The sequence below is a fragment of the Kitasatospora sp. NPDC057223 genome (assembly GCF_042669755.1).
Lineage (GTDB): Bacteria > Actinomycetota > Actinomycetes > Streptomycetales > Streptomycetaceae > Kitasatospora.
In genome coordinates, this window is sequence record NZ_JBHUWW010000017.1 from 80,143 (window position 1) to 88,416 (window position 8,274).

An 8,274-nucleotide genomic window follows, 5' to 3' on the forward strand; every position below is an offset into this window, starting at 1 on the left:
GCAGATCAGAGCGGACGCGCACTACACTCACGCTCATGATCCTTTTCGGCCGCTCCCACCTGCAGCGCACTCTCGATGCGCAACTCGACGCCGCGCGCGCGGGGTTGAGCGGCGTGCTGGTCCTGAAGGGGCCGCCCGGCATCGGCAAGACGACGCTGCTGGCGTACGCGGCGGCCCGGGCCACCGGGATGCGGATCACCCAGATCGGCGGCAAGGAGGCGGAGCAGGACCTCGGTCTGGCCGGCCTGCACCGCCTCCTGCTGCCCTTCCTGCCCGACCTCGACCGGCTCCCCGCCCCGCAACGGGACGCGCTGAGGGCGGCGTTCGGACTGGTCGCGGGCATCCATCCGGACCGCCTGCTGATCGGGCTGGCGACCCTGACCCTGCTCGCGAACAGCGCCGCCGAACAGCCACTGCTGTGCGTCTGCGACGACGCACAATGGCTGGACGAGGAGTCCCTGACGATCCTCGCGTTCGTCGCACGCCGCCTGCACGCCGACCGCATCACCCTGCTCTTCGCGGTCCGCGACGCCGGTACCGGCGGCCGGCTCCTCGACGACCTGCCGCAGGCCGTCCTGCCGGAACTGACCCGGTCCGACTCCCACGCGCTGCTCTCCCAGGCGCTCTCCGCGCAGGTCGAGCAGGGCGTCGCCGAACGGATCGTCACCGAGGCCGCCGGGAACCCGCTGGCCATCCGTGAGCTCGCCGGTGACCTCGAATCACCGGCGGGCGCCGACCCGGTCCCGCTGTCCGAACGGCTGCCCCTGGGCCGGCAGCTCCAAGCCCGCTACCTCCGCCAGTCCCAGGCCCTGCCGCACCCCACCCGGACGCTGCTCCTGGTCATCGCGGCAGACCCGACCGGCGACCGGGAGCTGGTACGGCGCGCCGTCACCCGTCTGGACGGCACCGGCGGAGCCGGCGAGCTGGCCGATATCGCCGCCCCCGCCACGGCGGCCGGCCTGCTCCTGCTCCAACCGGCGCCGGCCTTCCGCCACCCACTGATCCGGTCGGCGGTCTACGACGGGGCCACGCCGGACGACCGGCGCCGGGCGCACGCGGCCCTGGCCGCCGTCACCGACGCCGGCACCGACGCGGACCGCCGCGCCTGGCACCTCGCCGCAGCCTGCGACGGCCGCGACGAGACGACGGCCGCCGAGCTCGAACGGGCGGCGGCGCGCGCCCAGGCGCGCGGCGGCTACAGCGCCGAGTGCGCCCTCCTGGCCCGCGCCGCCGACCTCACCCCCCGCGCCGCCCCGCGCGCAGCACGCCTGCTCGCCGCCTGCGAGGCGGCCCTCGCCGCCGGCCTTCCCGACCGCGCGCAGGCCCTCCTCGAACACGCCGCCTCCGACGCCGGAGCGACGCACCTGGCACGCCGCCTGCGCCTGCAGGGCGCGATCCACATCCAGAACGGCCGCGAGACCCAGGCGGCCACCGACCTGCTCGCCGCCGCCCGGGCCTACGGTCCGGATGACCGCCGGGCCGCCCGCGACACCCTGCTCGAAGCCTTCCAGGCAGTCCTCGGCGCATCCTGGCTCGGCGGGGACGTCACGGCGTCCACCGTGGCCCGGGCCGCCCTGAACCTGCCCGCCGCCGCCGGGCCACCGGACCTCGCCGACCTCCTGCTGACGGCGCACGCCACCCAGGTCCTGCAAGGGCCGATGGCGGCGGCCCCGCTGCTCCGCGCGGCGGTGAGCGCGCTGGCCGGACAGGCCACGGGGCTGCCGGACGTCCGGCTGCTCCTGCTGGGGCTGATCGCCGCGCACGAGCTCTGGGACGGTGAGGCGTTCCGCGCGCTGGCCGCGCACACGCTCGAATCCTCCCGTGACCTGGGCGCCCTCGACATGCTCCGGGTCTCCCTGCACGCCGTGGCCAGCGCGGAGACCTGGTGCGGACGGTTCACCGAGGCGGAGGGCTACTTCGCCGCCTTCCGCGAGCTGGTCGGAGCCATCGACGGATCCGGCCGGCTCGCCGAGGGCAGCGACGTGATCCTGCAGGCCTGGCGGGGAAACGAGGGGCCCACCCGCGCGGCGATGACCGCCAGGGACGTGGAACGCTCCACGCAGGCGTCAGGCGGGGTGCGCCTGCACACCACAAGGACCTCACTGGCCGTCCTGGAGAACGGATCCGCCCACTACGCGAGCGCCCTCGCCGTGGCGCGGCAGGGCTACGCCGAGGACCCCGTGTACTACGGAAACCCGGCGCTGGTCGAGATGGTGGAGGCCGGGGTGCGCAGCGGCGACCAGGACGCCGCACGCGCCGCGCTGCTGCGCCTCACCCCGCGCGCGAGCGCCGCCGGCACGCCCTGGGCCCTGGGCCTGCTCGCCCGCTCGCAGGCACTGCTGGCCGACGACGTCGAAGCCGGCCCGCTCTACCGGCAGGCCCTCGGCCACCTCCGGAGCACCGACATCCGGACCGAACTCGCACGCACCCACCTGCTCTACGGGGAGTGGCTCCGGCGACGGCGGCACCGCGGCGAAGCCCGTGAGCAACTGCGCACCGCTTTCCAGCTGTTCAGCCAGATGGGCGCGCACGCCTTCGCCGAACGGACCCGTCACGAACTGCGCGCCATCGGTGACAAGACACCCCGTCGGACCCCCGCCACCGTCAGCGAACTCACCCCTCGCGAAGGGCACATCGCGGGGCTGGCCGCCCGTGGCGACACCAACCAGGAGATAGCCACCCAGCTGTTCATCAGCGCCAGCACCGTCGAGTACCACCTGCGCAAGGTGTTCCAGAAGCTCGCGATCACCTCGCGGCGCCAACTCTCCCGGGTCCTGGAGCAACCGGTCGTCTCGTGATCCGGCGGAGTCCACTGCGATGCCCCGCCCGGCAGCCCACGTGTGCCGCGCCGGCCCCCACCTCCGGCGCGGGTTACCGGGCCGGACCGGTCAGCGTCTCGATCGGCAGCGACGGGCAGCGGGCCTCCGCCCGGGTGCGGCTCGCCAGTTCCTCCGGGGGTTCGGCACCGTCACGTACGGCCGCGACGTAGGCCTTTGCCTCCTGGAGGCTCAGCCGCGGGGCCTGCTTGCGCAGGTGGCTCATCGCGGCCACGACGCCGGCGGAGTGGACGAGCGCGTGCACGGCCCGGGCCAGTGGATCAGGCCGCCTGATGCCCCTGGCCTGCAGGAGGTAGTGCTCCTCCCAGCCCTCGTCCTCCCACTGGACGGCGGGCACGTGGTGGATGCTCCCGTCATGCCGGTCCACCAGGTAGTGGCCGCCGACGAAGCTGCCGCGCGGGTCGCGGGCGCGGGCCTGCTCCGCCGAACGCCAGAAGACCAGCCAGCCGACCGCGCGTTCCTGTACGTGGTAGACGTCCGGTGTGGGGGCGGGCCCCGCCCACGGCCACGTCGGCAGTTCTCGGGCCAGGTAGGACTCGATGAGCTCGACGGCGCGTTCCTCGGAGATCACGCTCCCATCATTCACTCCTGGTCAACCGGTTTCGGACTGCGCACCGGTGTCCAGGTTCCCGGCCGTGGCCGTCTCGGCCACCCTGCCTGATCCGGGATCACCTGTCCCGGGTCGGTGGCCGGCCCGCGCCAGGGCCGCTGCGGCCCCCGGGAACGGCGCCGTCCCCGCCGGGCGGCGGGGACGGCGGTCGGGCGGGGATCCCTACGACCCCGCCGCCGGCAGGCCCGCCGCAAGGCGGTCGGGCCACCTGCGGTGCGGGGTCGAGGGGGTCAGGACGCGGGGCAGGTGTCGGCGGTGGTGAGCAGGGCCGCGGTGCTCTGGGCGATCGTCAGGTGCACCCCGGTGAGGAGGTGCAGCGAGAGCGCGGTGACGGTGACGCCCTTGCCTCCGGCGACGGGTGTCTGCTGGTTGACGACCAGGGAGCCGACCAGGGGAAGGCCGATGGTGGTGTTCGGTGGGGTGTCGGCGGAGACGGCCACTCCGGCGACGCGGAGGTTGACCAGGGTGGTCGCGCCGGTCAGGTCGATCGCTCCCGGTCCGGTGCCGGTGAGCGGCTGCCGCGCCCGGGCCGAGGTCCCGACGAGGTCGGCGGTGACCAGGCCGCCGAGCAGGTTGATCCCGGTGGTCCGGGCATGGGCCGCGGCGGTGCGGGTGCCGTCGGCGCCGACGGTGCCGGAGGCGTCGGTGGTCAGCACGCCGAGGGTGCCGACGGTGCCGAGGCCGGCGCTGAGCACCGTGTGGCCGTCCTCGCCCGGCAGCGGGGTGCAGGAGTGGGCGGAGGCGGCGAGCGGGCCGATGCCGACGAGCGGCGAGGTGAGCCGCACGCCGTGCGAGCGGGCGTCGAAGACGGGCGCGTCGAAGGTCACCGAGGCGCAGCCGGGCAGGTCGACGCCGACCCGGGCGGTGATCGACGACCCGCACACCTGGTAGGTGCCGCCGGTGGTGGAGGTGAGCCGGACGGTGGCGGTGCAGGCCTGCTGTCCGGCGGCCAGGTCACCGTGCACGGTGACCGTGCCCTGCGCGGCGTCCACGGTGGCCGTGCCGGAGCCGCAGCCGGTGGCGGCGCTCGCGCCGTCGGGGAGCAGGCCCGCGGGCAGCTGCGCGGTGAAGGACCAGCCGTTCTTGGCGGCCAGTTCACCGGTGTTGGTGACGGTGAAGGTCAGGGTGCTGGGCGCGCCCACCGGCAGTCGCGCCGGCGCGAAGCCCTGGTCGAGCTGCGGGGTGGTGTCCAGCAGCCGGATGTTGTCGATCGCGCCGTCGTTGCCGCCGCCGCCGGCCTGCTCGTTGACAAGCCGGATGCCGGCCGAGTCGCCGGTGAACAGGACCGAGCCGTTGCTGGCGTAGGTGCCCACCGAGGTGCCGTCGATGACCTGGCCGGGGTTGCTGCAGGGGTCGATGGGCGAGCTGAACGCGGCGCGCGCGTCGCTGCCGTCGAGCAGGTAGAAGGCGAGCAGCGGGTGGCGGGCGAAGCAGTTCTGGGCCGCCGCGTCCACCGAGAAGGTCAGGAAGCGGTTCTGCGCGCTCAGCGGGATCGGCTGCACGGTCTGCAGTTGGGTGCGCCCGGCCCCCGGATCGCCCGCGGTGTAGGCGGTGAGCGAGTGGTTGGTGGAGGCGTCGCCGCCCGCCCAGGTGCCCAGCGCGGCGGCCATCTGCTTGTTGGCGCTCCAGTAGCCGCCGCAGTTGACGCCGGCCGGCGGGGCGGCGGGGCCCTGCGCGGAGACGATCAGGCCGTTGCAGGAGGTCAGCCAGGCCGGATCGGCGGTGTACGTCTCGGCGAGCGGCGCGGCACCGGTGTAGTCGGTCAGCAGCGCCACGGCCGCGCCCTGGCCGTTCTCGAAGCCCTCGGTGAACACGGTGACCGGCGCACTCGGTGTGCCGGGGTTCCCGGGTGCGTTCGCCTCGGCCGGCCCGATGGCGGCCAGCGATCCGGCGGCCAGCACGGTGACGCCCAGCAGCGCCGTGGCCACCCGGCCTCGCCACCGGCCGCCCGCCCGGCCGGCTTCCCGCCTGCGGATCCGCTTCCTCGGCGCCGTGCCCGCCGGACCGACGCCCGTTCCCGCCGGCTCGAAGCCCTTGATCCCGAACCCCTTCATCCCGAACCCCCTCTTCCGGCGTCCGACCGCTCGCCACGGCCACACCGCACCGACGCGACGGACGTCCTCGGCCACCTTCCCCGCCCGACGGCGCTCCGCGCACCGGCTCGCGGCACCCCAGCTGGTGCGCGGACAGGGTGCGCGCGCCGTGCAAGCCGGTGCGTGCTGCCACGAGCCCGGGGGCCGCCGGACCACTCGGAGGAGCTGGGTTTCGGGAGCGGACGGGTGACAACGGGGATGCGAATGCGATGACAGTGCGCCGCAACCTACGGGTGAACTCTTCCTGAAGAACATCAAGTCACCTGAACAGCAGAAGAATTGACGTGTTGCCGAACGGCGGGCCGGTACCCAGGATTGGGCGCGCTCCGTCCGCTCCGCCCGGGAGGGCCACCGTCATGCGTACGTTCACCGCCCGCGTGCTCACCGCCGTCACCGCCGCAGTGTGCGCGTCCGCACTGTTCGCGCCGGCCGCCGTCGCCGATCCCCCGGTGATGCCCGCCGCCTTCGACCTGGTCGGCGTCGGCACCGACACCACCGAGGACTTCATGAACCAGACCTCGGCCGCCTACGACGCGGCAGTCTCCACCGGACTGCCCAGACTGTACAGCTGGGACGCCTACGCCTCGCCCCCCGTGATCACCCCCAAGACCGGCGCGACCAGCATCCTCCGCCCGACCAGCGGCGGCGCGGGCCTCAACGCGCTGAACGGCAACACGACCGCCACCGTGGACTACGTCCGCACCGCCCGCCCGCCCGTGCCCACCGACCCGACCGGCCTGTCGTTCATCCCCTTCGCCAGGGACGCCGTCACCTGGGCCGCACCGCTCGGCGGCCACGCTCCCAACAACCTCACCACGACGGACCTGCGCGCCATCTACAACTGCTCCGTCACGAACTGGAACCAGATCACCGACGTGCCGGGCTACTTCGGCCCCAACGCCGTCATCAGGCCCTACCTGCCCCCGGCGGGATCCGACACCCGCTACTCCTTCCTGAAGGCCATCGGCGTGACCGTCGTGGGCACCTGTGTGGTCTCCGGGCCCCAGGCCGACCGCGGCACCGACCCGGCGCTCAACAACGCCGACTCGGTGTTCCCCTACTCCGTGGGCACCTACATCGCCCAGGTGTACCGCGGCCACGGCACCGCCACCGAGACCCCCGGTCCGCTCACCGTACGCAAGGTCAACGACATCGCCCCGATCACCACCGGCCAGGACATCACCCCCACGTTCGCCACTGGCCTGTACGGCAGGCTGCTGTACCACGTGGTGCGCACCAGCGAGTACGTGGTCACCGACGCCCACGCCACCGCGCTGAAGAGCGTCTTCGGCCCCCAGGGCTGGATCTGCGCCCACCCGCTGGTGATCGACGACTACGGCTTCATCCCCGGCTGCCCCGGCCCGGTCGTCACCACCTGACGGGAGCGGTACGCGCAGGCGAACGGCGGGGCGCCCCCCGGTCGGTGGCGGCCCGCAGCCGGTCGGCGGTCCCGGTCAGACGGCTCCGCCGTAGTACGGGCCGTAGTAGCCGGTGTACGCGTCCTGGTAGACGTCGCCGTCGGCGTTGTGCTTCTCGGGGTCGTACTCGGGGCTGCTCCTGATCTCGTCCTTGGTGCGGTCGACGTAGACCTTCCGGTCGTCCGGGTCGACCTGGACGACGGTGCCGGCCGGCAGCAGGACGTGCCTGCCGAAGATCCACGGACCGGTGTCGACCACCAGGTAGCGGGAGCCGGACTCCTCGGACAGCGTGTCGATCTTCCCGATGCGGCCGTCGGTGGCCTCGACGTGAAAGCCGACCAGGTCGGTGCCGGAGACGTGGCCGGACGTGCTGCGGAACTCCCAGATGTCGATGCCGCTCATGGCGCCTCCTCCGTTGTACGGCGCCGCGCGGGCTGCTCCCGGCGCGGCGCTCTCCACCCCGGCTGCCCCGCTCCCGGCAGGTCACACCCGGCACCACCGGCACGGCCGACAGCACGACGGCCGTGAGGTCGCGTGCCGGGGCCCGGCCGTGGCTGCCGCCGGCCGAGGCCGGGATCCCGTAGAGTCGGCCGATGGCGAAGTACTTCAACGTGCACCCGCAGACCCCCCAGGCCCGCACCATCGGCACCGTGGCCGAGAGCCTCCGGACGGGGGCCCTCATCGCGTACCCGACCGACTCCAGTTACGCCCTGGGCTGCCGCCTGGGCAACCAGGAGGCCCTGGAGCGGATCCGGTCGATCCGGCGTCTCGACGACCGCCACCACTTCACCCTGATGTGCGAGAACTTCGCTCAGCTGGGGCAGTTCGTCCACATCGACAACGACGTCTTCCGGGCCGTCAAGGCGGCGACGCCGGGCAGCTACACCTTCATCTTCCCCGCCACCAGGGAGGTGCCGCGCAAGTTGCTGCATCCGAAGAAGAAGACGGTGGGGGTCAGGATCCCCGACCATGTGGTGACCCGGGCGCTGCTCGCCGAACTCGGCGAACCCCTGGTCTCCAGCACGCTGCTGCTCCCCGGTGAGGACGAGCCGATGACGCAGGGGTGGGAGATCAAGGAGCGACTCGACCACGTGCTGGACGCCGTGGTGGATTCCGGCGACTGCGGCACGGAACTGACGACGGTGGTCGACTTCTCCGGCGACGTGCCGGAGATCCTCCGGCACGGGGCCGGCGACCCGTCGCGTTTCGAGTGACGCTGCGCGCGCGATCCGGCTGACGGGCCGTCCCGATCGACGGACCACCGGGCCTTCGCCGTACCGGCCGCCCCCGCGCGGGGCCCGGAACGCGCGCGGCCG

The 8,274-nt window shown here is 73.7% G+C and carries 6 protein-coding genes; 3 read left to right on the top strand and 3 right to left on the bottom strand.

Annotated features, from left to right (window positions below; translation table 11 throughout):
• Positions 1-35 precede the first annotated feature (35 nt).
• Entirely contained in the window at positions 36-2,798 is a 2,763-nt protein-coding gene (locus tag ACFUK0_RS09785) for an AAA family ATPase (protein ID WP_380248017.1), read from the top strand.
• Positions 2,799-2,871: 73 nt separating this feature from the next.
• Here the strand turns inward: ACFUK0_RS09785 and ACFUK0_RS09790 are convergent, their stop codons facing one another.
• Both ACFUK0_RS09790 and ACFUK0_RS09795 read right to left on the bottom strand, forming a co-directional pair.
• On the bottom strand, positions 2,872-3,408 hold the full coding sequence (locus ACFUK0_RS09790) for a hypothetical protein (protein ID WP_380248019.1): 537 nt from the start codon (positions 3,406-3,408) through the stop codon (positions 2,872-2,874).
• 269 nt (positions 3,409-3,677) lie between these two features.
• Entirely contained in the window at positions 3,678-5,501 is a 1,824-nt protein-coding gene (locus ACFUK0_RS09795; RefSeq protein ID WP_380248021.1) for a choice-of-anchor P family protein, read from the bottom strand.
• A gap of 395 nt (positions 5,502-5,896) precedes the next feature.
• Between ACFUK0_RS09795 and ACFUK0_RS09800 the strand changes: the two genes are divergently transcribed.
• Positions 5,897-6,919: a substrate-binding domain-containing protein gene (locus tag ACFUK0_RS09800; protein ID WP_380248023.1), complete on the top strand. Its 1,023-nt coding sequence runs from the start codon at positions 5,897-5,899 to the stop codon at positions 6,917-6,919.
• 75 nt (positions 6,920-6,994) lie between these two features.
• On the opposite strand, the gene ACFUK0_RS09805 is transcribed toward ACFUK0_RS09800, so the two are convergent.
• Positions 6,995-7,360 carry a PRC-barrel domain-containing protein gene (locus ACFUK0_RS09805; RefSeq protein WP_380248025.1) on the bottom strand — a complete coding sequence of 122 codons (366 nt, stop codon included), beginning with the start codon at positions 7,358-7,360 and terminating at the stop codon, positions 6,995-6,997.
• A 191-nt stretch (positions 7,361-7,551) separates the two neighbouring features.
• On the opposite strand from ACFUK0_RS09805, the gene ACFUK0_RS09810 reads away from it, so the two are divergent.
• Positions 7,552-8,172: an L-threonylcarbamoyladenylate synthase gene (locus tag ACFUK0_RS09810; protein ID WP_380248027.1), complete on the top strand. Its 621-nt coding sequence runs from the start codon at positions 7,552-7,554 to the stop codon at positions 8,170-8,172.
• Positions 8,173-8,274 lie beyond the last annotated feature (102 nt).